This window comes from Lentzea sp. NBC_00516 (assembly GCF_036346835.1).
Taxonomy (GTDB): Bacteria; Actinomycetota; Actinomycetes; order Mycobacteriales; family Pseudonocardiaceae; genus Lentzea; species Lentzea sokolovensis.
Map to the genome: position 1 here is coordinate 9,414,588 of NZ_CP107840.1, position 25,378 is coordinate 9,439,965.

A 25,378-nucleotide genomic window follows, 5' to 3' on the forward strand; every position below is an offset into this window, starting at 1 on the left:
AGAGAGAAGTTCCCATGAGCAACGGTGCTCCGGGTCGTCCGGGGTCACCTGGGGCCGGCCTGAGCGTGGTGTCGTCGAAGATCGTCGTCGCCGGCGGGTTCGGCGTCGGCAAGACGACGTTCGTGGGGTCGGTCTCCGAGATCACCCCGCTGACGACCGAGGCCGTGATGACCCAGGCATCGGTAGGCGTCGACGACCTGTCGATGGTGCCGGACAAGGTGACCACCACGGTGGCCATGGACTTCGGCCGGGTGTCGCTGGACAAGGACCTGATCCTGTACCTGTTCGGCACGCCCGGTCAGCACCGGTTCTGGTTCATGTGGGACGACCTGGTCCGCGGCGCCATCGGTGCCGTGGTCATGGTCGACACCCGCAGGATCGACGAGGCGTTCGCGCCCATCGACTTCTTCGAGGACCGCGATCTGCCCTACGTGATCGCGGTGAACTGCTTCGACGGGCTCATGCACCACCGTGCGGAGGAGATCCGGGACGCGCTGACGATTCCGTCGTCGGTGCCGATAATTCCGTGCGACGCCCGCAACCGGCAGTCCACGAAGCAGATCCTGATCGCGCTGGTGGAGCACGCGCTGCGCCAGCCTTCGTTCGCTTAGACCCGCTTCCCGCGGAAACGGGGCCGGTGCCGTGTGCACCGGCCCCGTTCGCGTTGTGCGGTAACCATTTTCGCGTCGCGGCCGATGACCCGGTGAGTTCGTGCTCGCCGGGTCATCGGCCCGCTGGTGAACAGGACGAAACCGCGGTGGACGTTGCGCCTTCTGGTCCATCAGAGCCAGACGCGTGTGAACAGTTATTCGTCCGTTCGGCGGCGGCCTGTCCGGTGTGGAAGTGCGCGCGAAGTCCGGTAGTAGGGCGTGTTTCGCCTTGCCGTGCGGTACTTTCGCGATCCGGGTCGTCCGATCACCTACGAACGCACTTGACCGTGCCAGCGGCGGTTCACACTTGACTCTTCTTGTGCCCCAACGGCGCAGCGATACAGTCGGGGTGCAATTACCCTGCATTGCGAGGAGATTCCTGTGTCCCTGCGCAAAACAATTGCTGTGGTCGCCAGTGCTGCCGCCCTCTCGGTCGGTCTCATCGGCACCGCGGAAGCCGCGCCCCGCCAGTTGACCTACAACTCGTCCGGCGCCGCTGAGTTCGTGGCGGCCGTCGACGCGGGCGCGAACGTGTGGAACACGCAGCTCCCGAACACGATCAAGCTGGTGAAGGTCTCCGGGGCCGCGAACATCACCATCGTCGCGGACAACGGCTGGCCCCGCGCCCAGACGACGAGCCTCGGTCGTGGCCGGGTCTGGATGGGCCGCCAGGCGGTCACCGAAGGCCACGACAAGGTCAGGATCGCCGCGCACGAGCTCGGCCACATCCTGGGTCTGCCGGACCGCCGGACGGGTCTGTGCACCGACCTGATGTCCGGTGCCAGCGCCGGCACGTCGTGCAAGAACCCCAACCCGAACGCCGCGGAGAAGGCCGAGGTCGTGCGGAACTTCGGCGGGTCCGTGACGGTTCAGGCCACGACGTTCGAGGACGCTGCCTAGAACGCACGTGAGTGGTTGTGGCCTCCCTGACGGCCACAACCACTCACAGCGAGACCACCAGGTCCACGCCCAACGCCCGAAGCTCGTCCGGATCGCCCGGCCCGCCGATCACGTGCACGCCGGCCGACCGCAGCAGCGGCACCATGAGCGCGAGCCCTTGCCGCGCAAGACGTTCCGAAGGTGGCCTGGCCAGCCGGACACCCCAGACCGAACTGCGGTCCACAGTGGACAGCCCGGCGAACCCGCCGCCGAACTCGTGCAGCAGCACGTGCACGCCCATGTCGTGCAGCACCTCGAGGTTCTCCTCGCCGTCCGGCATCGACCGGACGTCCAGCGCCAGGAACAGCGAAGAAGCCGGGAACGAGTTGTCCCGCAACGTCGATCGCACGTGCGCCGCGAGGTCCGGATCCCGCGACTGGTCCCGCGACAACCGGATCAGCACCGGCTCGCCGCGCGAACACGCGTCCTGCAGCACCATCCGCGCGAGCCGGGCGGCCAGGCCGAGCGCGTCCGCGTGGGCGACGACGTCGTCGTGCCGGGTGGCGCCCCACCGCAGTGAGGCCTCCACGAAGGCGAGCGGTCCCGAGACCCACGACACCGGCGCGTACTCCACGGAGATCTCGCCGTTCTCGAAGGCACCGGGCATCGCCGCGATCCGCGCGAACCGGGTGCGGTCGGCGGCGTCGGCCTCGTGGTCGTAGATCGCCCACTGCCTCTTGCCGCCGGTTTCTGCTCTTCGCAAAGTCGAATGCGCGCGCCGCAGCACCGCCGTGGGATCCACACCGGGGCCCGACGTGTGCACGAAACCGATCGACGTCGACACCGCGACCCCGGCGCCCTGCAGGTACACCGGCTCGGACAGCTCCTCGTCGATCATCGCCGCGAGCGCCGCGACGTCGGGAGAACCCTGGATCAGCACGACGAACTCGTCGCCTCCAACCCGTGCCACCACAGCGTCCGGCAGCACCACCCTCAACCGCCGCGCCACCTCGACCAGCACGGCGTCGCCCGCCACGTACCCCAGGCCGTCGTTGACGATCGTCAGGCTGTCGACGTCCAGGTAGCCCAGCGTGTGCGGCTCCCCGGTCGCGAGCGCGGACTCCAGCTTGTCGGTGAACGACGCCCTGTTCGGCAGTCCGGTCAGCAGGTCCGTCAGCGACTGGTGCCGCAGCCACTCCTGGAGCATCCGCTGCTCGGTGACGTCCTCGATCAACGCCACGTGGAACTTCGGCAGCCCGTCCGACCCGCGCAGCACGGACAGCACGACGTTCGCCCACACCGTGTCACCGTTGGCGCGAGCGAGCTCCCACTCCCGGCGATCAGTGTCCACAGAGGACGTGAGGATCCGCCGGCAGGCCGCGGCCAGCGCGGTCGCGTCCGGCTCGGCGAACAGTTCCTTGGGCATCTCCTCGTGCCCGAGGATGGCGGCCAGCGCCTCGTTCGCCTCCACGACCGCGCCGTCCAGGTCGAAGATCGCGATGCCCACCGCCGTCGTCGCGAAGACCTGGGCGAAGCGGGCCTCGCTGTCGTGCAGGTCGCGCTGCGCGTCCTCGACGGCCTTCAGCAGCGCGTTCTTGACCAGCTCCTGCTCGGCGAACAACTGGTCGCGCGTCGCCCGCACGTAGCCCGACGCCAGCGCGCCGAGCACCTCGGGCGGGAACTCCGGCCCGAGCACCTCCAGCGTGCGGCGCAACGAGTCCGGTCCGGTGAAACGCTTGCGCACCAGCCATTCGCCGATGGCCACCGCCGCCTGACCGGCATGCAGCCGGGCGGCGTGTTCCTCGAGGTGCTGCGTCAGCTTCCGCCGTGACATCGGCGAATACGCGCTCTCGATCAGAACAGCCGCCCAGCGCTCTGCGACGGGCGCGGCGGACATCAGGGCTTGCGACCCACCGCGGCGTAGAGGTTGGCCTTGGACGGATCGTCGCCGACGTCCTCGGGCGTCTCGGGCCGCCACTCCGGCGTGAACACGATGCCGGGCTCCACGATCTCGGTGCCCGTCAACATGTCCGTCACCTGAGCGCGGGTGCGCGGGGTGATCGGTTCCGCGGTCTTCGCGAAGATCTCCTTACCGGCAGCCATGGCCGCCGGCATGCTGTCCGCGGTGAAGTGCGACAGCGCCAGGTACGAACCGGACGAGAGTGATTCCACGTAACGGGACAACACGCCCCACGGGTCGTCCGAGTCCGGGATGAACTGCAGGACGCCCACGACCAGCAGACCGATCGGCTGGGAGAAGTCCAGGTGCTGCTGAGCCTGCGCCACGACCTTCTCCGGCTCGCGCAGGTCGCCCAGCAGTGCTGTCACGTCCCGCTCACCGGCCAGCATCAGCTCGGCGTGCGTGATCGCGACCGGTTCGAAGTCGACGTACACGACCTTCGAACCGGGGGCGACCTCGTGCGCCACCTCGTGCACGTTGCCGACCGTCGGGATGCCGGAGCCGAGGTCGAGGAACTGCCGTACGCCCAGTCCGGCCAGTTCCAGCACGACCCGGCGCAGATAGGCGCGGTTGCGCCGTGCCATGTCGCGCACCGGAAGGACCTTGATCAGCGCTTCCGCCGTCCTGCGGTCCGCCTCGAAGTTGTGTCCGCCGCCGAGCAGGTAGTCGTAGATCCGGGCGGAACTCGGAACCTCGACGTTGACGCCTTCCGGAACCCAGCTGACTCGATCGACCACAGCCACACCTCTCGCGATGCGAATTCTGAGCGTCGATAACCCTACTGGCCGCAGATGTAGGCCGAACGAGGGAATTCACCCATCACACGAATGGTGAGTCAGAGGATGAACCAATCGGTGCAGCCACTTGCGAACCGGAACTTCACCGGTCCTCGTGGTGCGACCCCCATGACGAACATGCCCATTTCGTCGAGTTCCGCTGTCTCGTGGTCGCCGGCCGGCGTCACCAGGGTGACCTGTCCGTTGGCCGGCATCAGCTGGCCGGTGACCCCCGCCGCCGACACCTCCACCTGCAGCATCACGCCGTCCGCGTCGAACACGAGCTGCCGCGCCGTCGACGTCGACCGCGCACGGGCGAACAGCGTGTCGTCCAGCACGGAGTCGTACGACGTGATGAGCAGCAGCTCCTCGTCGATGTTCCGCCACGTGAAAGCGGCCTTCGCGGCCTCCACGAACTCTGGCGGCACCTCCTCGGAAGGTGTGCTCAACGCGTCCCGCAAGGCGTCGAGCAGCAAGTCGTCACTGTCCCAGTCGTGCCGCACCCAGCACACCTCCTCTCTTCAACGGTGACCCCAGAAACGCTGACAGCGCAGGGGTCTTCCGCAACTTCTCCAGGCAACGTATTCGCGTCGGACCGATGCTGCCGACCGGCATCGAGAGCTCTTCGCTCACGACCTGGTAGCTCGGCGGCGGATCGGTCATCAGCCTCGTCAGCAACCGCTTGCACTGCTCCGTGAGCTCGGCGAACCCATCTCGCAACGCCTGCCGCCGCTCCACGGCCAGCAGGTCCGCCTCCACGTCCGCGTCCACCTGTTCCGACTCCAGCGCGTCGGACTCGGACAACGGGTCGTAGAGGTGCGTCCGCTGCTGCACGCGCAGCACGCGCAGACACTCGTTGCGGGTGGTCGTCATGATCCAGCCCGGCAGCGCCTCCGGCTCGCGCAGTCGTCCGATCTGCTCCACGAGCCGAAGCCACAGCGTCTGGTTCACGTCGGCCGCATCCGAAGGGCGCAGCCGGTGCTTGTAGATCACCGACACCACCAGCGGCGTGTAACGGTCCACGATCTCGTTCCACGCCGACTGATCGCCCTCGGCCGCCGCGCTCACGAGCGCGGCGATCGGGGATGCAGAACTCACGTCGACTCCTTGCGATCACAACTGGCGGAGGCCGAGGTTGCTCCCCAGATACAACTATTTGACGAAAACTCCGTAGCCGGGATGCAGCTCCGGCCCGCTCAGCAGTTTGTCACGTGCCTGAGCTGCGCCGATGCCGTCTGACACCATCGTGGCGGCGATCCGGCCGGTGACCAGGGGCGCGGCGAACGACGTGCCGTACCACTCCGCCCACAGCGCGAACGGCGTAGCGGCGGCCTCGCCGGGCAGCTGCCACTCGCCCTTGAGATAGGTGGAGGCCCGGTTGCCGATTGCGCACGCGTCGACCCAGTGACCCCAGTTCGAGTAGAAGGCGGGGCCGATCGAGCCGTCCCGCTCCTGCTGGGCGGCGGCGACGGCGGTGACCCCGCACAGCGCCGCGGGCCAGCTCGGCCGCTGGGTGCCCTGGTTGCCGGCCGAGGCCACCACGACGATGTCGGCGGGCAAGGCCTCGATGGTGCGCCGCAACGGTTCGGAGGCCACGTCGTCCTCGGTGAAGCAGCCGAGCGACAGGTTCAGCAGGTTGATCTTCTTCTTGGCCAGCTCGGTGATCTTGCGGCAGAGCCGTTCCTCGTCGCCGAAGCCGTTCGGGTCGAGGCCGACCTCCGGGTCGAACGTGACGCCGGGCGCCGCGTTCTGGATGACACCCGCGACGAACGTGCCGTGCCCGCCCTGCAACGCGAAGTTGTCGCCGCTGCTGTAGGCGGGGTCGACGTCGTCGGCCTCCTTGGCGTAGCGGCCGTCGAACCAGTCGGAGTGGTCGCTGTCGGCGCCCTGCGAGATGCCCGTGTCGATGATGCCGACGCGGACGTCCTTGAGGCGCTCGTCGATCTTCGGCGCGGACACCGGGTCGGCCGGGTAGGGCCGGTCGCCGGGGTTGCCCATGACGAGGCCGCCGTGCCCGACGATCACGTGGTGCGGCTGTACGAGGGGGACGCGCTCGTTCGGCCAGTTTCGCTGGTCGCGCAACAGGCGAACAATGCGGGGAATGTCCTCCGCGTTGTTCGGCAACGTCAATCGCGCCAAACCGGCGAATCCTTCGCCTGGCCGGGCGACGATGTTGTTTTCGCGCAGTTTCTCGATCACGCGTTGCTGATCCTCGGCTGCGACGAGCAACTGGCCGGGTCGATAAAGGAATTCACGCCCGCGCTCGGCGTGGAAGCTGATGTTCTTGTCCTCGGCGATGAGCTGCAGGAAAGCTCTTTGGTAAAGCTCCGCGCTTTCTGGCGTTTTCGACACCACGGCCTCACTAAAGCAGCGTTGACGGGCACCCCGACCGAGCTTGATCAAGCTACCACAGCGGATAAAGTGTTGCCGTGACCGACTTTTGTGCGGAGGACGCGCTGGAGGCCAGGCAGCGCAACCCACGCGCGGCCGTGGAGATGGCCCGCGCTGTCCTTCGCGCGACGGAAGATCGCTCGGAATGGTCGATCGCCGAGCGCGCGATCGGCCTCGCGTTGCGGGAGATGCACGACTTCCCCGGCGCGGCCAGGCATCTGCGTCGCTCGATCAGGATCGCCTCGGACGCGTCGCTGCCCCGATTGGCCGCGCTGGCCCAGATGAGTCTCGCGTGGGTGCTCGCGTACACGGGCAAGCAGAAGGCCGCGCTGACGTTGCTGGACGACGCCATGCCGGAACTGACAGGAGCGGATTCGGTGGCCGCCCTGATGCAACGCGGCGTCGTCTTCCACTACCTGACTCGCTACGACGACGCGCAGCGCGACTACACGGCGGCCATTGCCGGCGCACGCCGCGTGGGGGACCAGTTGGTCGAGGCGCGCGCTCTCAACAACCGCGGCCTCGTGCGCGCGTACGTGGGGAACATGCGTGAGGCGTCGGCGGACTTCGAGCTGGCGGCCTTCCTGCTGGGCGAACTCGGCCAGGAGCTCGGCGTCGCCGACGTGCACTGGAACGCCGGCATCATGGCGACCCGCGGTGGTGACGTGCCCGCCGCGCTGACGTTGTTCGACAAGGCGGAAGAGGTGTACCGCCGCCTCGACGTGATGCGGCCCGTGTTGCTGGTGAACCGGCTGGAACTGCTCGTCTCGGTGCCGCTGCTGGACGAGGCCCGCGCCGCCGCCGACCGCGCGATCACCGAGCTGAAGGCGCTGAAGAACCCGTTGGGCGTCTCGGAGGCTCTGTACTTCCGCGCCCGGATCGCTCTGCTGGACGACGATCCCGACGCCGCCAACTCGTTCGCCGCCGAGGCGCGCCGCCGGTTCCGCCGCGAGCAACGCCTGCTGTGGGCGGCCGGTGCGCGCTACCTGGAACTGCACGCGGCGGTGCTGCGTGGGGACCGGACCAGGCCGTTGCGGCTGGCCTTGTCGCGGGTCGCCTCCGAGCTGGACGCGATGGACTGGAGGCTGCCCGCCCTGGAGGCCCGCATCGACGCCGGTCTGGTCGCCGCCGACCTGGGCCACCGCGCCCGTGCCGTCGCTGAGTTCTCCGTCGCGGCCGGTGCCCGTCTGCGCGGACCGGCCGGTCTGCGCGTGCGCGGCTGGTACGCGGAAGCGTTGCGCCGCAAGCTTTCCGGTGACGTGCGGGGGACCTCTGCCGCGTTGCGCCGGGGGATCGGGCTGCTGGACGAGTACCGGGTGTCGCTGGGCGCGGCCGAGCTGCGGGCGTCGACCGGTGTGCAGGGCCAAGCGCTCGCTCTGGAGGGCCTGCGGCTCGCGGTCGCTTCGGGAAACGCGGCGCGCGTGCTGTCGTGGACCGAGAGCTGGCGGGCCGGGGCGTTGCGGATGAAGTCCGTGTCACCGCCGGACGACCCTCGCCTCGAAGACGCTCTGGCGTCGTTGCGCGCGGTGGCGGCGGACGTGGAATCCGCTGTGTTGGCCGGGAAACCCGCCGGTGCGCTGCGCGTCAAGCTGGTCCGCGCCGAGCAACGCGTCCGCGACCTCACCCGCCAGGTCTCCGGCGAGGTCTCCGTCTTCAAGCCACCGTCGGTCGGCTCACTCGGGTCCGCTCTGGGCTCCTCGGCGCTGATCGAGTTCGTGGAGGACGACGGTGTGCTGATGGCCGTCGTCCTGGCCGGCGGCCGCGCCTCGCTGCACTCCCTGGGCGCCGTGGAGGGCGTGGTCCGCGAGATCCGCCTGCTCCGCTTCGCCCTGCACCGCCTCGTGACCCTGCCGCCGCAGCTGCCGAACATGGCCGTGGCCCGCTCGTCGGCGTCGCACGCCGCTTCGCTGCTGGCACGCCGTCTGCTCGATCCGCTGGCCTCGCGGATCGACGGCCGGCCTTTGGTGGTCGTGCCGACCGGTGCTCTGAACGGACTGCCGTGGGCGGTCCTGAACCGCCAGGTGACCGTCGCGCCCTCGGCCTCGGTCTGGCTGCGCGCCACTTCGGTGCCCGACGCCTCCGGGGAGGCCGTGCTGGCCGCCGGGCCGCGGATGGCCGCAGCCCCCGCCGAGATCAAGGCCATCAGCGCGCACGTGTCAGGGCGCGTGCTGGTCGACGCCGAGGCGACCGTGAGCGCCGTGGCGTCCGCAATGGACGGTGCGGCGCTGGCTCACATCGCCGCCCACGGCTCGTTCCGCGTCGACAACCCGCTGTTCTCGGCCTTGGAGCTGGCCGACGGGCCGTTGACCGTCTTCGACATCGAACGCCTGCGCACCCCGCCGACGCTGGTGGTGCTGTCGGCCTGCGACACGGGCCAGTCCGCTGTCCGGCCGGGTGACGAGTTGATGGGTTTCACCGCGGCGCTGCTCGGCCTGGGCACGCGCACGTTGATCGCGCCTGTCGTGCCGGTGCCGACCGACGGCACGGCTCCGGTGATGGTGGAGCTGCACCAGAAACTCGCGGCCGGGATGGCTCCGGCCGAGGCTCTCGCCGCCGTGCAACGGGCTTCGGTCGACAACGCCGCTTATGCCGCAGCAGTGGGCTTCGTCTGCTTCGGCGCTGGTTAGTGCGGTGGCGGCGTCGCGTAGAGGACCAGCGCGCTTTGGCCGGAACAGCCGATCTCGCCCGGCTGGGTCTGCACGCGCGGCGGGTGCCAGGCTTCGACCGTTCCGTTGGCGAGCCGCACTCCGTTGAGGCAGTCGCCGCCACCACCGGCGATGATGCCGACGGCGCCGTCCTTGACGAACGCGTCGAGGCGCGGCTCCTTCCAGGGCAGCTTGGTCTCCGGATCGACCGGCATCGGCGGCAGGCCGGCGCGCAACGCCGCGAGCACCTCGTCCTGCGTCGGGGTGGGTGGCAGTGCGGTGAGCACGGTCTTGAAGGCTTCGACGTAGCTCTCCGGAACGCCGGTGCGCTGGGCGGGTGGCGGGACGATCGGCCTGGCGCCGTCCGGGCAGCGGACTCGGTCGGGGCCGCCGTCGGTGACGCCGTAGTGGTTGAAGTCCGCGCGGTAGCACGCGGTCACCGGATCCTCGTCCCAGAGCCGGAAGCCCGTGGACTCGGTGGTACCGGGGTCGTAGACGCGGAAGAGCAGGCTGACGCGCACCTTCTCCGGGTCGGTGACCGGGCTGTCGGTGATCTCCAGGACCGCGAAGTACTTCTGGTCCGTGTTGCCGTGGAGCGCGGAACGGGCGTAGTCGTTGCCGTCGGTGCCGCGCGGGTAGCCGATGCGCTCGGCGACCTGTCTCGCCTTCTCGTCGGTGTCGCTGTTGCCGTCCGGACGCGTCATGAAGTAACCGGCCGCCACCACGGCGAGCACCGCCGCGGCCAAAGCCGTTTTCCCCCCAGGCTTCATGGCCTCGACGCTAGCGGTTTCTGCTCCGAGGCATTCCAGAACTCGAACGTTTCGCTTATGGTTGCTCGTCATGACAACGAGGTCGTGGTGGGGCTGGGGCAACGTCGAGGACGCCGTCACCCCCGAGGAACGCCGTGCGCTGGTCGAGCGGGTCCGGGCCGTGCTGCCGGATGCGGACCTGACGTTCCACGAGCCACCGGACCCGTCGACGCTGGACCTGCCTGAGCCGCGCGTCCAACCGCCGGGCGAGATCTACTCGACCGATCCCGTCGACCGGCTCGCACACGCCCGCGGCCAGGCCTATCGCGACGTCACCCGCAACCTCGCCGGCGACGTCGGCCCGTTGCCGGACGCCGTCGCCCGGCCGCGCACCGAGCAGGACGTCGTGGACGTGCTCGACTGGTGCGGGTCGAACGGAGTGGCGCTGATTCCCTTCGGTGGCGGCACTTCCGTCGTCGGCGGGGTCGAACCTCGTGACCTGGACCGGGTCGTGACGCTGGACCTCGGCGGGCTGGACCGGGTGCTGGAGGTCGACCCGACGAGTCGTGCCGCGCGGATCCAGGCGGGGGTGCTGGGGCCGTCGCTGGAGGCCCAGTTGAAGGAACACGGGCTGACGTTGCGGCACTTCCCGCAGTCGTTCGAGTTCTCGACGCTCGGCGGCTGGCTCGCGACGCGCGCCGGTGGCCACTACGCCACGCTCTACACGCACGTCGACGACCTGACCGAGTCGCTGCGGGTCGTGACGCCGAGCGGGATCTCCGAGTCGCGCCGGCTGCCGGGGTCGGGTGCGGGTCCGTCCCCGGACCGGCTCTTCCTGGGCTCCGAGGGCACTTTGGGCGTGATCACCGAGGCGTGGATGCGGCTGCAGGAGCCGCCGGTCCACCGGGCGGGCGCGTCGGTGCGGTTCGCGTCGTGGGACCGGGCCGTCGAGGCGACGCGGCTGATCGCGCAGTCCGGGCTGCATCCCGCCAACTGCCGGCTGCTCGATCCGGCGGAGGCGTTCCTCAACGCCGGGTCGCCGTCGTCCGTGCTGGTGCTGGCCTTCGAGTCCGCCGACCATCCCGTCGACGCGCTGCTGGCTCGAGCATTGGAGCTCTGCGGTGACGGCGAGGTCGTCGAGGGAGCGGCACAGCAGTGGCGGAAGTCGTTCCTGCGCATGCCCTACCAGCGGGACGCGATGGCCCAGCACGCGATGATCACCGAGACGTTCGAGACGGCCTGCACCTGGGACCGCTTCCCCGGCCTGCACGCGGCGGTGACGGAAGCGGCGACCGAGGCGCTGAAGAAGGTGTGCGGCATCGGCATCGTCACGTGCCGCTTCACCCACGTCTACCCGGACGGTCCCGCGCCCTACTACGGCGTCTACGCGCCGGGCCGCTGGGGCAGCCTCACCGCGCAGTGGGACGAGATCAAGGCCGCGGTCTCCGAAGCACTCATCTCGTCGGGCGGCACGATCACGCACCACCACTCCGTCGGCCGCGACCACATGCCCTGGTACACGCGCCAACGGCCGGACGTCTTCGGCGCGGCCCTGTCCGGTGCCAAGGCCGCGCTGGACCCTCAGGGCGTGCTCAACCCCGGCGTCCTCACCACACGATCGACCTGAGGATCAACGCCGCGATGAACACCACCGTGAACGCGAGGTCCAGCCCGAACCCACCGAACCGCACGGGCGGCAACACCTTGCGCACCGGCGCCAGCACGGGCTCGGTGATGCCGTGCGTCACCCGCCGCACCTTCCACACCCAGTCACCGCGCGCCTGCAGCGTGACCGCCCAGTCCACGATCATCCGGCCGATCATCACGAGGATGAACAGCGTCAAGATCCAACCGACGATCCATCCGACCAAGCCGAACAAGATGAGCCTCCCTATGTCCTGTATGTCCATCAAGCCACACGAAACTGAGAGGCGCCTGGCAACTCGCTGAGACAAGATTCAGCGTGTGGCGTACGACGAGGGCCTTGCGCACCGTCTGGGCGAGTCGCTGGGCGACCTCCCGGACCTGAGCACGAAGAAGATGTTCGGCAGCCTGGTGTTCATGTGGCGGGGAAACATGCTGGTAGGAGTGCTGGGCTCCGATGTGATCGCGCGCGTCGGCCCGCAGGCGCAGGCCGACGCGCTGGCCCAGCCGGGCGCCCGCGTCTTCGACTTCACCGGACGGCCGATGAACGGCTGGGTGGTCGTCGACGGGGAGGCGGTGGCGGAGGACGAGGCGCTGGAGGACTGGATCGCGCGGTGCCGCGAGTTCGTGGAAGCGCTGCCGCCGAAGTGAGCCTGGTGGAACGGGTCCGCGCGGCCCTGGCGGAATGGCGTGACATCCGCGAGGTCCCGGCGCTCGGCGGGCTGGTGTTCGAGTGGGACGGTGACCCGCTCGTCGGCGTCGTGGACGACGAACTGGTCGTGCGCGCCGAAGGCGGCGGTTGGGCGACGGTGACCGGCGACATCGACGAGTGGTTGGCGCGGTCGGCCGACGTCGTGCTCGACGAGTGCGTGGTGCGCTGGCACGGCGAGCTCCGTGCAGGCGGCCTCGACGCCTACCAGGCCATGCTCGCCCTCGTCCGCCACGACCCGGAACGCGAGCAGTTGCAGCGCGTCCTGCTCGACGTGACCCGTGGCTCCGACCGAGATCTCGCCCAGCTCGCCGTCACCTGCCTGGGACACGTGGGCAGGATCGACCGCGAGGTGCTGCCCGAGGTCGTGCCGCGGCTGCGGGAGCTGCTCGGCGATCCGGACCGCGCGGGCAGGGCCGAGGACGCGCTCGACGACATCGGCGACTTCGTCGGTCGCACCGACTGACAGCCCCATGTCCCTTTTCTCCCGACCTTCGGACGTGTCGAGCCGAAAATCCCCTACGTAGCGTGCGCTCGGGATTCCGAGAGGGGAACGACAAGTGCGAAGAGTTCTGGCGGGAGCAGCGGCGCTCGCGCTCATCACCGCGGGCATGGTCACACCGGCGACCGCGACGCCGCCCGCGCAGCCCGAGGTGCAGGAGACGCGGCAGTCCGACGAGCAGCCGCACGAGCTGGAGGTCAAGCGCCGCGCGTTGAAGCAGCAGGCGCTCGCCGACGTGCTGACCGGTCAGGCCACGACCGAGAAGCGGGGGACCAGCACCGTCGCGAAGGTCGGCAAGAAGAAGGACAAGGACCAGTACGTCGAGCTCAAGCGGGAGAAGACCGACAAGATCTTCGTGATCCTGACGGAGTTCGGCAACGAGCGGCATCCCGACTACCCCGACCGCGACACGAACCCGGCCACGCCGGGGCCGCAGCGGTTCGACGGGCCGGCGCACAACCAGATCCCCGAGCCGAACCGGGCCGTGGACAACACGACGATCTGGCGCAAGGACTTCAGCCAGAAGTACTTCCAGGACCTGTACTTCAGCCGCAAGAAGGACGCCAACTCCGTCGCGAACTTCTACGACAAGCAGTCGAGCGGCCGGTACACGGTCAACGGGCTCGTCACGGACTGGGTGAAGGTCCAGTACAACGAGGCGCGCTACGGCCGCAGCAACGGCTACCCGTGCAACGACAACATTTGCAACAACTCGCGTGAGCTCATCAAGGACGCGGTCACGCAGTGGGTCGCCGACCAGAAGGCCGCCGGCAAGACGACCGCTCAGATCAAGGCGTCGCTGGCCGAGTACGACGTGTGGGACCGCTACGACTACGACTCCGACGGCGACTTCAACGAGGCCGACGGCTACATCGACCACTTCCAGATCGTGCACGCCGGTGGCGACCAGGCCGACGGCGACCCGTTGCAGGGTGAGGACGCGCTCTGGAGTCACCGCGGTTACGCGTACAAGAACTACACGTCCGGTCCTGGCAGCAACAAGCTCGGCGGCGCGCAGATCGGTGACACCGGCATCTGGGTCGGCGACTACACCGTGCAGCCCGAGAACGGCGGCGTGAGCGTCTTCGCGCACGAGTTCGGTCACGACCTCGGCCTGCCGGACCACTACGACACCAACGGCGGCACGAACGGCGTCAACTGGTGGTCGATCATGGCCCAGAACCGGGTGAACGCCCCCGGCGAGGCTCCCGGTGAGCGCGCCAACGAGTTCTCCGCGTGGGACAAGCTGCAGCTCGGCTGGCTCGACTACGAGGTCGCGGTCGCCGGTCAGGAACGCGTCTTCGACCTCGGCCCGCACGAGTACAACAGCGCCAAGGCCCAGGGGCTCGTGGTCGTCCTGCCGGACATCTCGAAGAACTTCGACTACGGCGCTCCCTTCGCGGGCAGCAAGATGTGGTGGAGCGAGAAGGGCAACGACCTCGACCACTCCATGACCGCCCCGCTCGACCTGCGCGGCAAGACGTCGGCGTCGCTCACCCTCAAGGCACGGTTCGACATCGAGGTCGACTACGACTACCTCTACGTCGAAGCGTCCAACGAGGACGGCAGCTGGACGCAGCTCGACGGCACCGCTGGTGGTCAGCCGTTCGCGCGGGACTCCGGCAACTCGCCCGCGATCAGCAGCTCGTCGGACAACCAGTGGGTCGACGTGAACGTGTCGCTCGACGCGTACGCCGGCAAGAACACCAAGCTGCGCTTCGCCTACCGCACCGACGGAGCCCTCGCGCTGCAGGGCTTCTTCGCCGACCAGATCACGGTGACCGCGGACGGCGCCCCGGTGCTGACCGACGGCGGCGAGACCGCCGGTCTGTGGACCACGCGCGGCTTCCGCACGACCGAGGGCAAGGAAACGAAGGCGTTCGACCAGTTCTACATCGCCTCGAACCGCACCTACGAGTCGTACGGCAAGTACAACCAGACCGGCCCGTACCGCTACAGCTTCCCGGACAAGCCCGACTTCGTGGAGCACTTCCCGTACCAGGACGGTCTGCTGGTGTCGTTGTGGAACACGAGCTTCCTCGACAACAACGTCAGCGAGCACCCCGGCGAGGGCCTGATCCTGCCGATCGACGCCAACCCGGCGCCGCTCTACAATCTGGAGGGTCAGCGCTGGTCGCCGACCGTCAGCGGGTACGACGCGCCGTTCTCGCTGCAGAAGTCGGACTCCTTCACGTTGCACGTCAACGGCAAGGCGTCCTACGTCCGCGGCGCGGCGGCCCAGCCGACCTTCGACGACACCAAGCAGTTCTGGTACGCCGAGCAGCCGAACGCGGGTGTCAAGCTGCCCGCCGCCGGTGTCGGTCTGAAGGTTCTGCGCCAGGGCGGCACGTCGATGACGGTGAAGTTGTACAAGACGAAGTAGCGTCGAACGCATGACTGCTGAAGACATGCTGGCCGTCGCCGTCGAAGAGGCGCGGATGGGGCTCGCCGAAGGCGGGATCCCCATCGGCGCGGCACTCTTCGACGGCGACGGCCGTCTGCTGGGCCGGGGCCACAACCGGCGCGTGCAGGACGGCGACGCCTCGATGCACGCGGAGACCTCGGCCTTCCGCAACGCCGGCCGTCAGCGCAGTTACCGCGGCACCACGATGGTCACGACCCTGTCGCCGTGCTGGTACTGCAGCGGCCTGGTCCGCCAGTTCGGCATCTCGAACGTGCTGATCGGCGAGGCCACGACGTTCCACGGCGGCCACGACTGGCTGGCCGAGCACGGCGTCGGCATCACCGTCGTCGAGGATCCCGCGCTGGTCGAGCTGATGACGACCTTCATCGCCGAGCGTCCCGAGCTCTGGTACGAGGACATCGGCCAGGATTAACGTGGGACGCATGGCTTCTGTGCTGATCACCTCGGCCGCGACCCCGGACTCGCTCGACGTGCTGGTCAACCACGGCGGAGCCGCTGAGGAGACGTTCGAGGCCGCACTCGAAGGCGCGGCCCGCGTCCTGCAGGCCTACCTTCCGCTGCTGGAGCGGTCGGCCTCCCCGGTCGTGGTGAACGTCAGCGGCCCCCAGGACTCGCCGTCCGCGGCAGCGGTCAACGTGGTCACGGTGCAGTACGCGAAGGCGTTCCCGCGGATGCGGATCAACGCCGCCGAGCAGAACACCGGCGCCGTCGAGCGGTTGACGCGGATCGGACCGGACGGGCCGACCGGCGGCTACTTCGCCGAGTAGCGCTCCACGGCCTCGTCCATCGATCCCAGGATCGTGAACACCGCGTCGAGCCCGGTCGCCTCGATCGGCCGCAACGCGGCGCGCGTCGACGCCACCACGACGAACTCGACGCCGGTCCGCGAAGCGCGTTGCTGGCCGAGGACGAGAGCCTCCAGCCCGGCGGAACCCAGGAACTTCACGCCGCCGAGATCCACGACGATGGCCCGCTGGCCTTCTGTCACGTGGCTTTCGAGCGGACCGGTCAGCTCGCCGCTGGACGTGGTGTCCAGCTCGCCGGACACGTGCAGCACGGCGACGTCCGGGGCGATCCGGTCGGCGACCACGGTGGCCAGAGCGGTGGGGTCAGGCACGCGAGCTCCTTCAGTCGGTCAGCACCCCACGTTAACCCGGCTCGAAACCAGCGGTCGACGGCCCCTCAGCGAGCTGCGGCCTGCCTGCCGGGAAACGTGGACGTGCTGAGTGAGGCGGGCGTGCAGTTCGTGGCACGCGGTGAAGCCGAGACGGATGTCGTCCGGCGGGCACTGGACGGGCAGCAGCTGCGCGAACGGGTCACCGCCGATGGTGTCGACCGCGGTCAGGAACCCGACCAGGGCGCCGACCAGCCGCCGGTGCAGGCCGAACAGCGACAGCGCGTTCGCGAGGGCCAGGGTCGGCGCGGGCATTTCGTCGACGCCGACGGACGGTTCCAGATCGCGCAACGTCACGGTGAACAGCACGGAATGCGTCCGCTCGGACCGAGTGCCGTACGCGTCGCCGTGGATGTCGCGCAGCACCGACCGCATCTCGCGGCGCGGCTGCCAGAACGAGTGGTGCCGGCGAAGTTCGGCCACCCCCTCCGGCGGCAACGCGGCGGGCGAGGTGACCTCGGTCAGCGACCGCAGCGCCTCTTCCCAGCGCGCTTCCAGGGCCGCGTGGAACTGGGCCAGCGCGGGGTGGTCCTCCCAGCCGGAGGCGACGTCGTCGAAGCCGCGCATCCGCAGCTCGTAGCAGATCCACAGCGACAGCTGCAGGTCGTCGTCGAGCCACGCCTCCCTGGTGCCGCCGCTGACGAGCAGCGCGGGCCGCGGTGGGGGCGGCAGCCGCAGTGCTGCGACCAGGGCGGAGCTCATGTGGCCGCGGGGACCGGGGAGGCGCATCAGGTTTCCTCACGCGTTCGGGCGATCAGCATGTCCACAAGGGACTCGGGGTCCGGGCAGCGTCGTTGCCGAGCGGCACCGCAGCCGTTGTGGCGCAACCAGTCCAACTGCTGCTCCACAGTAGACAGAGTGCCACGATCGCGCAGTGCGACCGCGACGTGCTCGACGAGCGACGTCGCCCGGTCGAACGCGGGGGAGAGTTTTCCGGTGTGTGGATCGGCGGCCAGTCCGTCGACCCCGTCGCGCGACGCCCGCCAATATGCCGCTCGCAGCACGGAATCGTCCACCCGCTGTTCGGAGGGTTCCGTCACGACGAGGGCCCGGACCAGCTCCGCGAGAACCGCGACTTCCGTTGCCAGTTGAGGAATGTCCGCAACGCGCACCTCAACCGTCGGATGATCGGCGGAGGGGCGGACGTCCCAGTACACCATCGCCCTGTCCATCAACGCTTCCGAGCTGATCAACGCGTCGACGGTGCGGTCGTAGTCGCCAGGCCCGTTCCAGAACGGCGGCGGTCCGCTCACCGGCCAGCGCGACCACACCATCGACCGCCAGCTCGCGTATCCGGTGTCCTCTCCCTGGGAGTACGGGGAGTTCGCGCTCAGAGCCAGCAACGTCGGCAGCCACGCCCGCAGCTTGTTCGACGCCGCCAATGCTTCGGACTTCGATGAAACACCCACGTGCACATGCAATCCGCACGCGCCCGTTCCCGATACGAGTCTCCGGTGGGAGTACTCGATCCGGTGATAGCGGGGGTCATCCGATCCGGGAGGGGGACCGGCCTCGCCGATCGGCGGCATGCCCGCTGCCACGAGCCGGCACCCGGCCTCCTCGGCGGCGTCCACGAGCACCCGCCGTCCCTGCCGCACCTGCTCGTCCAGTTCCTCGAAGGACGAGGTGACGCCCGTGGCCACCTCGATCTGGAACGGCGTCAGCTCGCCCTGCACGTCGAGGTCGCCGGGCGCGCTGGAGATCTCCCTGACCCGGGGTGCCAGTGCCACCGGCCGCCGCGAATCGGGATCTACCAGCAGGAACTCCTGTTCCACGCCGACCGTGTAGTGATTCATCGCGGAGCGGGTACCCGCGTTTCATGGTGATCAACCTCGGAGTGGCCGGATGAGACTGAGGCGCAGCAGGACGGCGGGTCCCGGATGGACGCGGCGCAGGCACGGCCAGGGTTTCCGCTACCTGGACGAGGCGGGTGACCCACTGCCCCAAGAGGACGTCGACCGGGTGAAAGCCCTGGTCATCCCGCCGGCGTGGCAGGACGTGTGGATCTCGCCGCACCCCAACGGCCACATCCAGGCCGTGGGCGTGGACGACGCCGGCCGCCGTCAGTACCTCTATCACGAGCAATGGCGGACCGACCGCGACACGGAGAAGTTCGTCCGGGTGCTGAAGCTCGCCCCGAAGCTCGGCGGGTTCCGCGAGCAGATCGAGAAGGACATGAGGTCGCGCGGCTCCAAGAGGCTGCTCGCGATCGCGTTGCGGATGCTCGACCTGGGCATCTTCCGCGTCGGCAGCGAGGAGTACGTGGAGGAGAACGGCTCGCACGGCGTGTCGACCCTGCTGTGCGAACACCTCTCGGTGACCGGCGATCGGGTCCGGTTCCGGTTTCCCGCCAAGTCCGGCGTCGAGGTCGATGAGGAGGTCACCGACCCGCGGCTCGCGCGGGCCGTCCGCGCGCTCGTCAAGGACAAGCCCGCGGACTGCCGGGTCTTCGACCTCACCGCCGACGACGTCAACGAGCGGTTCCGCGAACTGGTCGGCGACGAGTTCAGCGTGAAGGACCTGCGCACCTGGCACGCCACGGTGTTCGCCGCCCAGGCCTTCGCGGCGCAGCCCAAGCCGTCGAAACGGGCGGTCGGCAAGGTCATGAAGGAGGTCGCCGAGAACCTGGGCAACACGCCGTCGGTGGCGCGGAAGTCCTATGTCGACCCGCGCCTGGTCGACGCGTTCGAACAGGGACACGTCATCGGCAGGGGTGACCCGGAACGGGCGGTCCGCAGGTTGCTCAAGCAGGCTTGAGGGCGGCCCGGTCGCACTGCCGGCACCACGCGGCCCCCTGCGCCGCGGCCAGCGACGCGAACCCGGCGAACAGGTGCAGCGCGTTGCTGCCGGGATTGACGTTGAGGAAGTTGACGACCTCGTCGTCGTAGCGGGCCAGGCCCAGCCCGAACAGCACCAGGAACGCCACCGCCACCAGCAGCGCCGTCCCGCTCAGCGCCTTCAGCCGCAGGGCGGCGAGCAGCAGCGCGACACCGAAGACCAGGTGGATGACGTTCTGCAGCGGGTTGACGCGCAGCCAGAGGATCCAGGTCTCGGACTCGCCGGCGAAGGAGGAGAAGCCGGTCACGAAGAACCCGGCCACTCCCCACAGCACGAGCAGCGAGCCAGTGCCGATCGCCAGCTTCTGAGGCCACCGCAACCGGTTCATGAGGTCAGTATCGCCAGAAACGGACATTCCCGCTCGCTCATTTCACTCTTCCGCCAGCAGGTCGTGCCGCAACTGCTCCAGTGACTTGGTGAGCAGCCGCGACACGTGCATCTGGGAGATGCCGACGCGGCGGGCGATCTCGGTCTGGGTGAGCCGGCCGAAGAACCGCAGGACCACGATGGTCCTCTCACGCCGGGGAAGGCCCCGCAGCATCGGCTGCAGGGCCTCGTGGATCTCGACGCCTTCCAGCGCCGGGTCGTCGACGGTCGAGCCTTCCAGCGAGTCGAGCGGCGCGAACGCCACGTTCTTCTCGATCCGCAGGCCTTCGTAGACGTCGGTGAGCGACACCCCCAGGTGCCGGGCGATCTCGGAGGGAGTGGGAGATCGCCCGGTGCGGTGCGACAGTTCGGCGGTGGCTCCGTCGATGGAGTCGCACAGCTCTTTCAACCTGCGGGGGACCCGGACCGCCCAGCACTGGTCGCGGAAGTGGCGCCGCACCTCACCGGTGATCGTGGGCACGGCATAGGACAGGAAGTCCGTCTGCCGGCCCACGTCGAACCGGTCGATCGCGTTGATGAGGCCGACCGCCGCCACCTGCGCGAGGTCTTCGATGGGCTCGCCGCGTTCGCTGAAGCGGCGGGCGATGTGCCGGGCGAGGGGGAGGTACTCGCGCACCAACCGGTCCCGCAGCGCGTAGTAGCACTGCGAGTCACGGGAGGTGCGGGCGAGTTCCTCGAACGCCGCGTGCTGGTCCGGCGTCAACGCACACCGCGATCAGACCTGGGGCGGCGGCGTCACGTCACCACGCCAGGCGCCCGTCTCGGTACCGCGATTCTCGATGAACTCCTTGAACCGCTTCAGGTCACCCTCGACCCGGTGGCCGACCACGCCGAGCGCGGCACCGGCCTTCTCGGTGAGGGTCTCCGGGGCGTACTCCATCTGGAGGTGGACCCTGGTCGTGTCGTTGTCGAGGCGGTGGAACGTCACCACGCCACCCTGCGGCGGCCCGTCGACCGTGGTCCACGCGACGCGTTCGTCCGCGTGCTGCTCGGTGATCTCCGCGTCGAACTCGCGGACGACGCCACCGATCTTCGTGGTCCAGTGGGTCCTGGTCGGCGTGACCTGGTCGATCTTCTCGACGCCGTCCATGAACGCCGGGAAGGATTCGAACTGGGTCCACTGGTTGTACGCGGTGCTCACTGGCACGTGGACATCCACCGACTTCTCAATGGTGGTCACGAAACCTCCTCCTTCGATTGGTGTCTTCTCGTGAGTACCCGAGTCACGCCGCGTTACACATCGGTGACACGTCCATAAAGGACGGTCACGCTGAGTGTTGATCCAATCGCCATCTGCGCATCACGAATTCGCCCACAGTGGTCAAATCGCTATGTGATCCATGTAACAAGAGCGGCATACTGCGCGGTATGTAAACGCCCCCTAGGAGGCGCTGGTGCTCGAGGCGAACAACCTTGAGGTTGTCTACGACGACGTGATGCTGGTGCTCCGAGGCGTGAGCCTGCAGGTGCCCCAGGGCAAGGTCGTGGCACTGCTCGGAGCCAACGGAGCAGGCAAGACGACGTTGATGAGGGCCTTCAGCGGCCTGCTCGACGTGCACGACGGCAAGGTCACCAAGGGCTCGATCACGCTCGACGGTGAACCGATCCACCGCCTCTCACCGGCGAAGATCGCGGACCGGGGCATCAAACAGGCTCTGGAGGGCAGGAGGATCCTGGCCGAGCTGACCGTCGAGGAGAACCTCAAGGTCGGTGGTCACGCGAGACCCAAGCGGCTCAAGCAGAACCTGGACCGTTGCTACGAGCTCTTCCCGCGGCTGCTGGAAAGGCGAAGACAGAGCGCGGGTTACCTGTCCGGCGGCGAGCAGCAGATGCTCTCGATCGGCCGGGCGCTGATGTCGGAACCGTCCTACCTCCTGCTGGACGAGCCCAGTCTCGGCCTCGCGCCGTTGCTGGTGCAGCAGATCCGCGACCTCGTCGTGAAGATCAACGAACAGGGCACCACGGTCCTGCTGGTCGAGCAGAACGCCAGCATGGCGCTCTCCATCGCCGACCACGGCTACGTGCTCGAGACCGGCAAGGTCGTCATGGACAAGCCGGCGGAGGCACTGCTGGCCGACGACGACATCCGCGAGTTCTACCTCGGTCTCGGCACCTCCTCGTTCCGTGCGGTCAAGCACTACAAGCGCAGGAAGAGGTGGTTGTCGTGAGCGTGCTGGAAGTGAACGACGTCCGGCTCGCGTTCAACGGGGTCGTCGCTGTCGACGGGGTGTCGTTCAGCGTCGAGGAGGGCGAGCTCTTCGCCATCATCGGCCCGAACGGCGCCGGCAAGACGTCCATCTTCAACGTCCTGAGCGGCGTCTACCGGCCGCAGCAGGGCACCGTGCGGTTCCACGGCGACGACCTGATCGGCATGCGGCCGCACCGCATCGCCGCGCGGGGCATGGCCCGCACGTTCCAGAACATCGAGCTGTTCTCCCACCTCACCGTCGTCGACAACCTCATGCTCGGCCGCCACAACCACATGCGGTACGGCGCGCTGTCGGCGTTCTTCTGGCTCGGCAAGGCGCGCGACGAGGAGCTGAAGAACAGGGCCGCGGTCGAGGACGTGATCGACTTCCTGGAACTGGAGCAGTGGCGCCGGTTCCCGGTCGGCCTGCTGCCCTACGGCGTGCAGAAGCGCGTCGAACTGGGCAGGGCACTCGCGATGAAGCCCAAGCTCCTGCTGCTCGACGAGCCGGTCGCCGGCATGAACGTCGAGGAGACCGAGGACATGGCCCGGTTCATCCTCGACGTCCGCGAGGAGCTGAACATCCCGATGATCATGGTGGAGCACGACATGGGCCTCGTGATGGACCTCGCCGACCGCGTGATGGTCATGGACTTCGGCCGCCCGATCCGCACCGGCACGCCCGCGGAGGTGCAGCAGGATCCCGACGTCATCCGCGCCTACCTCGGCGAGCAGCACAAGAGCGTGACGCCATGACCACCACGGTAGTGACGCGCGTCAAGGACAGGGCGCTGAGCACGCCCGACCAGATCGCCTTGCGGGCCAAGGACTTCGGCATCTGGCAGGAGGTCAGCTGGTCCGGCTACTGGGCGAACGTCGAACTGGTCGGGCACGCGTTGCTCGCACTGGGCCTGCAGCCGGGTGAACGGGTCGCGATCGGATCCGAGAACCGGCGCGAATGGCTCTACGCCGACCTCGGCATCGTCGCGGCCAGGGGCATCACGGTCGGGCTCTACCCGACGAACCCCGCGCCCGAAGTCGCCTACCTCCTGTCGCACTCCGGCGCGCGGATCCTGATCGCCGAGGACCAGGAACAGGTCGACAAGGCGTTGCTGGTGCTGGAGGACATGCCTGACCTGGAATGGATCGTCTACGTCGAACCGCGCGGGATCAAGGGCCGCTACGACAACCCGAAACTCCTGGCCTGGGAGGACTTTCTCGCCCTGGGCGCGCAGCACCGCGACTCGTTCTCCGGTGAGCTCGCCGAACGCATGGCGCAGACCGAGCCCGACGACGTCATGACGTTGATCTACACGTCCGGAACCACCGGACCGCCCAAAGGCGCGATGCTCACCGTCGCCAACGTCGAGTTCGCCGTCCACGTGCTGGTGGAGGGCGGCGGTTTCACTTCGCCACCGCCGTCCTCCGCCGACGTCACGCTGTCCTACCTGCCGTTGTGCCACGTCGCCGAACGCATCTTCACGACGTGGTTCAGCGCGGCCAGCGGTGTGCAGGTCCACTTCGCCGAGTCGATCGAGACGGTGCAGGCGAACCTGCGCGAGGTGCAGCCGACGATCCTGTTCGGCGTTCCGCGCATCTGGGAGAAGGTGCTGGCGGGCGTCACGATCGGGGTGTCGTCGGCTTCCCGGCTCAAGCGCACGACGAGCAGGTTCTGGCTCAAGCGCGCGGAGAGCATCGGCGAAACGCTGGTGCACAACGGCGGCAGGCACACCGGCAAGAGCCGGTTGATCTACGCGCTGGGCTGGTTGTTCTGCTTCCGCGCGCTGAAGGCCAGGATCGGCATGCGGCACGTCCGGTACGCGGCGTCCGGAGCCGCGCCGATCGCGCCGGACGTGCTGAAGTTCTTCATGGGCATCGGGGTGCCGATGCACGAGGTCTACGGCATGACCGAGAACACCGCCGTGGCAACGGGAAACCGGCCGGGACGCGTCAAGATCGGCACGGTCGGCGAGCCGCAGCCCGGCACCGAGCTCCGGATCGACGAGGAGACGGGCGAGATCCTCACCAGGCACGGCGGCACGTTCGCAGGCTATTGGCAGGATCCCGATTCCACGCAACGGGTTCTGAACGACGGCTGGCTGCACACCGGTGACGTCGGCGAGTGGGTCGACGGCACGCACGTGAAGATCACCGACCGGATGAAGGACATCATCATCACCGCGGGCGGCAAGAACATCGCGCCGTCCGAGCTCGAGAACGCCCTGAAGACCTCCCCGTACATCAAGGAGGCCGTGGTGATCGGCGACCAGCGGGCGTACCTGGTGGCGTTGATCGGCATCGAGTTGGAGACGGTCGGCCACTGGGCGCAGCAACGTCGGATCACCTACACCACCTACCGGGACCTGTCGGAGAAACCCGAGGTCCTGGAACTGGTGCAGACGATCGTGACCGAGGCGAACGGCAAGTTCGCGACGGTCGAGCAGATCAAGAAGTTCCGCATGTTCCCCAAGGAGCTCGACCACGAGGACGGCGAGCTGACCGCGACGCAGAAGGTCAAGAGATCCGCGCTGGGCAAGATGTTCGACGATCTCGTGGAGAGCATGTATGGATGAGTTTCTCCAGTCGCTGATCCGGGGTCTCGGCACCGGGTCGATCTATTCGTTGCTGGCGCTCGGCTTCGTGATCATCTACAAGTCGACGCAGGTGATCAGCTTCGCGCAGCCGGCGTTCATGCTGGCGGGTGCGGTGCTGGTCTCGTACCTCTCGCCCGCGGTGTCGTTCGTCGGGGCGGTTCTCGTCGCCGCCGTGGTGATCGCGGTGCTGGCACTGGGAGTCGAACGCACGGTGCTGCGGCCGATGGTCGGCAAACCGGTGTTCGTGGTCGCGATCATCACCATCGGCGTGGACGTCGTGGTCAGGGTGGTGACGAACGCGTTCATCGGCCTCGACGTCCGGCAGGTCGGCGACCCGTGGGGCCTGAACACGGTGAACTTCCTGGGCGCCGAGGTGCAGCAGCGGTATCTGGTGATGATCGCGACGACCGCGGTCGTGACGGTCGCGCTGTTCGCGTTCTTCCGCTACTCGCGGATCGGGCTCGCGATGCGGGCGGTCGCCTACGACCAGGAAGTGGCGCTGGCGCAGGGGATCTCGGTCGGCTCGGTGTTCGCGCTGTCGTGGGCGCTGGCGGGCGGGCTCGCCGCGCTGGCCGGCGTGTTCGTCGCGACGGGCGCGGGCGTCGACCAGCAGCTCTGGATCGTGGCGCTGAAGGCGTTGCCCGCGATCATCCTCGGCGGCCTGGAGTCGCTGGGCGGGGCGGTGGTCGGCGGGCTCGCGGTCGGTGTCGTCGAGTCGCTCTTCGGCACCTACCAGGGCGATTTCGCGCCGTGGCTCGGGTCGAACTTCGGGCTGGTCGCGCCGTACGCGTTGATGCTGCTCGTTTTGCTCGTCAGACCGTATGGACTGTTCGGCAAGAAGGAGGTGGAGCGGCTGTGAAGGGGCGT

Annotated in this window: 28 protein-coding genes; 15 read left to right on the plus strand and 13 right to left on the minus strand. The window is 68.5% G+C overall.

Annotation, left to right across the window (positions count from 1 at the left end; translation table 11 throughout):
- The first annotated feature begins 14 nt into the window (after positions 1–14).
- Positions 15–611 (plus strand): GTP-binding protein, encoded by a 597-nt coding sequence (locus OG205_RS43835; RefSeq protein ID WP_319978727.1) that lies wholly within the window; start codon positions 15–17, stop codon positions 609–611.
- Positions 612–1,031: 420 nt separating this feature from the next.
- On the plus strand, positions 1,032–1,550 hold the full coding sequence (locus OG205_RS43840; RefSeq protein ID WP_330273640.1) for a snapalysin family zinc-dependent metalloprotease: 519 nt from the start codon (positions 1,032–1,034) through the stop codon (positions 1,548–1,550).
- A 43-nt stretch (positions 1,551–1,593) separates the two neighbouring features.
- Here OG205_RS43840 and OG205_RS43845 read toward each other — a convergent pair whose 3' ends face one another.
- The 5 genes from OG205_RS43845 to OG205_RS43865 all read right to left on the minus strand — a co-directional run bounded on the left by OG205_RS43845 (position 1,594) and on the right by OG205_RS43865 (position 6,290).
- Positions 1,594–3,426, minus strand: coding sequence for a diguanylate cyclase domain-containing protein (locus OG205_RS43845; RefSeq protein ID WP_330273641.1), 1,833 nt, complete (start codon positions 3,424–3,426; stop codon positions 1,594–1,596).
- Positions 3,426–4,226: an SAM-dependent methyltransferase gene (locus OG205_RS43850; protein WP_330273642.1), complete on the minus strand. Its 801-nt coding sequence runs from the start codon at positions 4,224–4,226 to the stop codon at positions 3,426–3,428. Before OG205_RS43850 ends, OG205_RS43845 begins: the two co-directional genes overlap by 1 nt.
- A gap of 98 nt (positions 4,227–4,324) precedes the next feature.
- Positions 4,325–4,768 (minus strand): hypothetical protein, encoded by a 444-nt coding sequence (locus OG205_RS43855; protein WP_330273643.1) that lies wholly within the window; start codon positions 4,766–4,768, stop codon positions 4,325–4,327.
- Positions 4,746–5,363, minus strand: a complete 618-nt coding sequence (locus OG205_RS43860; RefSeq protein WP_330273644.1) for an RNA polymerase sigma factor — start codon at positions 5,361–5,363, stop codon at positions 4,746–4,748. Before OG205_RS43860 ends, OG205_RS43855 begins: the two co-directional genes overlap by 23 nt.
- 54 nt (positions 5,364–5,417) lie before the next feature.
- Positions 5,418–6,290, minus strand: coding sequence for a S8 family peptidase (locus OG205_RS43865; RefSeq protein WP_330273645.1), 873 nt, complete (start codon positions 6,288–6,290; stop codon positions 5,418–5,420).
- On the opposite strand from OG205_RS43865, the gene OG205_RS43870 reads away from it, so the two are divergent.
- Positions 6,276–6,698 carry a hypothetical protein gene (locus OG205_RS43870; RefSeq protein ID WP_330273646.1) on the plus strand — a complete coding sequence of 141 codons (423 nt, stop codon included), beginning with the start codon at positions 6,276–6,278 and terminating at the stop codon, positions 6,696–6,698. The genes OG205_RS43865 and OG205_RS43870 overlap by 15 nt on opposite strands.
- The gene (locus OG205_RS43875; protein ID WP_330273647.1) at positions 6,695–9,283 is read left to right on the plus strand and encodes a CHAT domain-containing protein; all 2,589 of its coding nucleotides are present in this window, start codon (positions 6,695–6,697) and stop codon (positions 9,281–9,283) included. Before OG205_RS43870 ends, OG205_RS43875 begins: the two co-directional genes overlap by 4 nt.
- On the opposite strand, the gene OG205_RS43880 is transcribed toward OG205_RS43875, so the two are convergent.
- On the minus strand, positions 9,280–10,071 hold the full coding sequence (locus tag OG205_RS43880; protein WP_330273648.1) for a hypothetical protein: 792 nt from the start codon (positions 10,069–10,071) through the stop codon (positions 9,280–9,282). The genes OG205_RS43875 and OG205_RS43880 overlap by 4 nt on opposite strands.
- 70 nt (positions 10,072–10,141) lie before the next feature.
- Here OG205_RS43880 and OG205_RS43885 point away from each other — a divergent pair, with 70 nt between their 5' ends.
- Positions 10,142–11,677, plus strand: a complete 1,536-nt coding sequence (locus tag OG205_RS43885) for an FAD-binding oxidoreductase (RefSeq protein WP_330273649.1) — start codon at positions 10,142–10,144, stop codon at positions 11,675–11,677.
- Here the strand turns inward: OG205_RS43885 and OG205_RS43890 are convergent.
- The gene (locus OG205_RS43890; protein WP_319978742.1) at positions 11,658–11,894 is read right to left on the minus strand and encodes a YggT family protein; all 237 of its coding nucleotides are present in this window, start codon (positions 11,892–11,894) and stop codon (positions 11,658–11,660) included. The genes OG205_RS43885 and OG205_RS43890 overlap by 20 nt on opposite strands.
- Before the next feature lie 121 nt (positions 11,895–12,015).
- Here OG205_RS43890 and OG205_RS43895 point away from each other — a divergent pair, with 121 nt between their 5' ends.
- The 5 genes from OG205_RS43895 (at position 12,016) to OG205_RS43915 (ending at position 16,097) form a co-directional block, all read left to right on the plus strand.
- Positions 12,016–12,345 carry a TfoX/Sxy family protein gene (locus OG205_RS43895; RefSeq protein ID WP_319978743.1) on the plus strand — a complete coding sequence of 110 codons (330 nt, stop codon included), beginning with the start codon at positions 12,016–12,018 and terminating at the stop codon, positions 12,343–12,345.
- 5 nt (positions 12,346–12,350) lie between these two features.
- Complete coding sequence (locus OG205_RS43900) at positions 12,351–12,869, plus strand: hypothetical protein (protein WP_330273650.1); 519 nt, start codon at positions 12,351–12,353, stop codon at positions 12,867–12,869.
- Between the two features lie 94 nt (positions 12,870–12,963).
- Positions 12,964–15,288, plus strand: coding sequence for an immune inhibitor A domain-containing protein (locus tag OG205_RS43905; protein WP_330273651.1), 2,325 nt, complete (start codon positions 12,964–12,966; stop codon positions 15,286–15,288).
- A gap of 10 nt (positions 15,289–15,298) precedes the next feature.
- Positions 15,299–15,742, plus strand: a complete 444-nt coding sequence (locus tag OG205_RS43910) for a nucleoside deaminase (protein ID WP_319978747.1) — start codon at positions 15,299–15,301, stop codon at positions 15,740–15,742.
- Between the two features lie 10 nt (positions 15,743–15,752).
- Entirely contained in the window at positions 15,753–16,097 is a 345-nt protein-coding gene (locus OG205_RS43915) for a hypothetical protein (RefSeq protein WP_330273652.1), read from the plus strand.
- On the opposite strand, the gene OG205_RS43920 is transcribed toward OG205_RS43915, so the two are convergent.
- From OG205_RS43920 to OG205_RS43930, 3 genes are read right to left on the minus strand one after another with little or no spacing between them, the layout of a single operon-like run.
- Positions 16,082–16,447, minus strand: a complete 366-nt coding sequence (locus OG205_RS43920; RefSeq protein ID WP_330273653.1) for an STAS domain-containing protein — start codon at positions 16,445–16,447, stop codon at positions 16,082–16,084. The genes OG205_RS43915 and OG205_RS43920 overlap by 16 nt on opposite strands.
- 18 nt (positions 16,448–16,465) lie before the next feature.
- Positions 16,466–17,233 (minus strand): iron-containing redox enzyme family protein, encoded by a 768-nt coding sequence (locus OG205_RS43925; RefSeq protein ID WP_330273654.1) that lies wholly within the window; start codon positions 17,231–17,233, stop codon positions 16,466–16,468.
- Positions 17,233–18,300: a carboxylate-amine ligase gene (locus tag OG205_RS43930; RefSeq protein ID WP_330273655.1), complete on the minus strand. Its 1,068-nt coding sequence runs from the start codon at positions 18,298–18,300 to the stop codon at positions 17,233–17,235. Before OG205_RS43930 ends, OG205_RS43925 begins: the two co-directional genes overlap by 1 nt.
- Before the next feature lie 49 nt (positions 18,301–18,349).
- Between OG205_RS43930 and OG205_RS43935 the strand changes: the two genes are divergently transcribed.
- Positions 18,350–19,261 carry a DNA topoisomerase IB gene (locus OG205_RS43935; RefSeq protein WP_330273656.1) on the plus strand — a complete coding sequence of 304 codons (912 nt, stop codon included), beginning with the start codon at positions 18,350–18,352 and terminating at the stop codon, positions 19,259–19,261.
- Here OG205_RS43935 and OG205_RS43940 read toward each other — a convergent pair.
- The 3 genes from OG205_RS43940 to OG205_RS43950 are packed head-to-tail and all read right to left on the minus strand — an operon-like array spanning position 19,248 to position 20,909.
- Positions 19,248–19,670 carry a DUF4383 domain-containing protein gene (locus OG205_RS43940; RefSeq protein ID WP_330273657.1) on the minus strand — a complete coding sequence of 141 codons (423 nt, stop codon included), beginning with the start codon at positions 19,668–19,670 and terminating at the stop codon, positions 19,248–19,250. The genes OG205_RS43935 and OG205_RS43940 overlap by 14 nt on opposite strands.
- 42 nt (positions 19,671–19,712) lie before the next feature.
- Complete coding sequence (locus OG205_RS43945; protein WP_319978754.1) at positions 19,713–20,432, minus strand: SigB/SigF/SigG family RNA polymerase sigma factor; 720 nt, start codon at positions 20,430–20,432, stop codon at positions 19,713–19,715.
- 12 nt (positions 20,433–20,444) lie between these two features.
- The gene (locus tag OG205_RS43950; RefSeq protein WP_330273658.1) at positions 20,445–20,909 is read right to left on the minus strand and encodes an SRPBCC family protein; all 465 of its coding nucleotides are present in this window, start codon (positions 20,907–20,909) and stop codon (positions 20,445–20,447) included.
- Positions 20,910–21,120: 211 nt separating this feature from the next.
- On the opposite strand from OG205_RS43950, the gene OG205_RS43955 reads away from it, so the two are divergent.
- The 4 genes from OG205_RS43955 to OG205_RS43970 are packed head-to-tail and all read left to right on the plus strand — an operon-like array spanning position 21,121 to position 25,370.
- A complete protein-coding gene (locus OG205_RS43955) occupies positions 21,121–21,897 on the plus strand; it encodes an ABC transporter ATP-binding protein (RefSeq protein WP_442916867.1) in 777 nt (258 codons plus the stop codon).
- Positions 21,894–22,673: an ABC transporter ATP-binding protein gene (locus tag OG205_RS43960; protein ID WP_330273659.1), complete on the plus strand. Its 780-nt coding sequence runs from the start codon at positions 21,894–21,896 to the stop codon at positions 22,671–22,673. Before OG205_RS43955 ends, OG205_RS43960 begins: the two co-directional genes overlap by 4 nt.
- Positions 22,670–24,490 carry an AMP-dependent synthetase/ligase gene (locus tag OG205_RS43965; RefSeq protein WP_330273660.1) on the plus strand — a complete coding sequence of 607 codons (1,821 nt, stop codon included), beginning with the start codon at positions 22,670–22,672 and terminating at the stop codon, positions 24,488–24,490. The genes OG205_RS43960 and OG205_RS43965 overlap by 4 nt, the downstream gene beginning before the upstream one ends.
- The gene (locus OG205_RS43970) at positions 24,483–25,370 is read left to right on the plus strand and encodes a branched-chain amino acid ABC transporter permease (RefSeq protein WP_093604813.1); all 888 of its coding nucleotides are present in this window, start codon (positions 24,483–24,485) and stop codon (positions 25,368–25,370) included. The genes OG205_RS43965 and OG205_RS43970 overlap by 8 nt, the downstream gene beginning before the upstream one ends.
- The last annotated feature ends 8 nt before the right edge of the window (positions 25,371–25,378 follow it).

Bases quoted from the DNA above. Each gene is read 5' to 3' on its own strand.
- OG205_RS43835 (WP_319978727.1), top strand. From the start codon at position 15: ATGAGCAACGGTGCTCCGGGTCGTCCGGGGTCACCTGGGGCCGGCCTG.
- OG205_RS43845 (WP_330273641.1), bottom strand. From the start codon at position 3,426: ATGTCCGCCGCGCCCGTCGCAGAGCGCTGGGCGGCTGTTCTGATCGAG.
- OG205_RS43880 (WP_330273648.1), bottom strand. From the start codon at position 10,071: ATGAAGCCTGGGGGGAAAACGGCTTTGGCCGCGGCGGTGCTCGCCGTG.
- OG205_RS43885 (WP_330273649.1), top strand. From the start codon at position 10,142: ATGACAACGAGGTCGTGGTGGGGCTGGGGCAACGTCGAGGACGCCGTC.
- OG205_RS43910 (WP_319978747.1), top strand. From the start codon at position 15,299: ATGACTGCTGAAGACATGCTGGCCGTCGCCGTCGAAGAGGCGCGGATG.
- OG205_RS43915 (WP_330273652.1), top strand. From the start codon at position 15,753: ATGGCTTCTGTGCTGATCACCTCGGCCGCGACCCCGGACTCGCTCGAC.
- OG205_RS43925 (WP_330273654.1), bottom strand. From the start codon at position 17,233: ATGCGCCTCCCCGGTCCCCGCGGCCACATGAGCTCCGCCCTGGTCGCA.
- OG205_RS43930 (WP_330273655.1), bottom strand. From the start codon at position 18,300: ATGAATCACTACACGGTCGGCGTGGAACAGGAGTTCCTGCTGGTAGAT.
- OG205_RS43935 (WP_330273656.1), top strand. From the start codon at position 18,350: ATGAGACTGAGGCGCAGCAGGACGGCGGGTCCCGGATGGACGCGGCGC.
- OG205_RS43940 (WP_330273657.1), bottom strand. From the start codon at position 19,670: ATGAACCGGTTGCGGTGGCCTCAGAAGCTGGCGATCGGCACTGGCTCG.
- OG205_RS43965 (WP_330273660.1), top strand. From the start codon at position 22,670: ATGACCACCACGGTAGTGACGCGCGTCAAGGACAGGGCGCTGAGCACG.
- OG205_RS43970 (WP_093604813.1), top strand. From the start codon at position 24,483: ATGGATGAGTTTCTCCAGTCGCTGATCCGGGGTCTCGGCACCGGGTCG.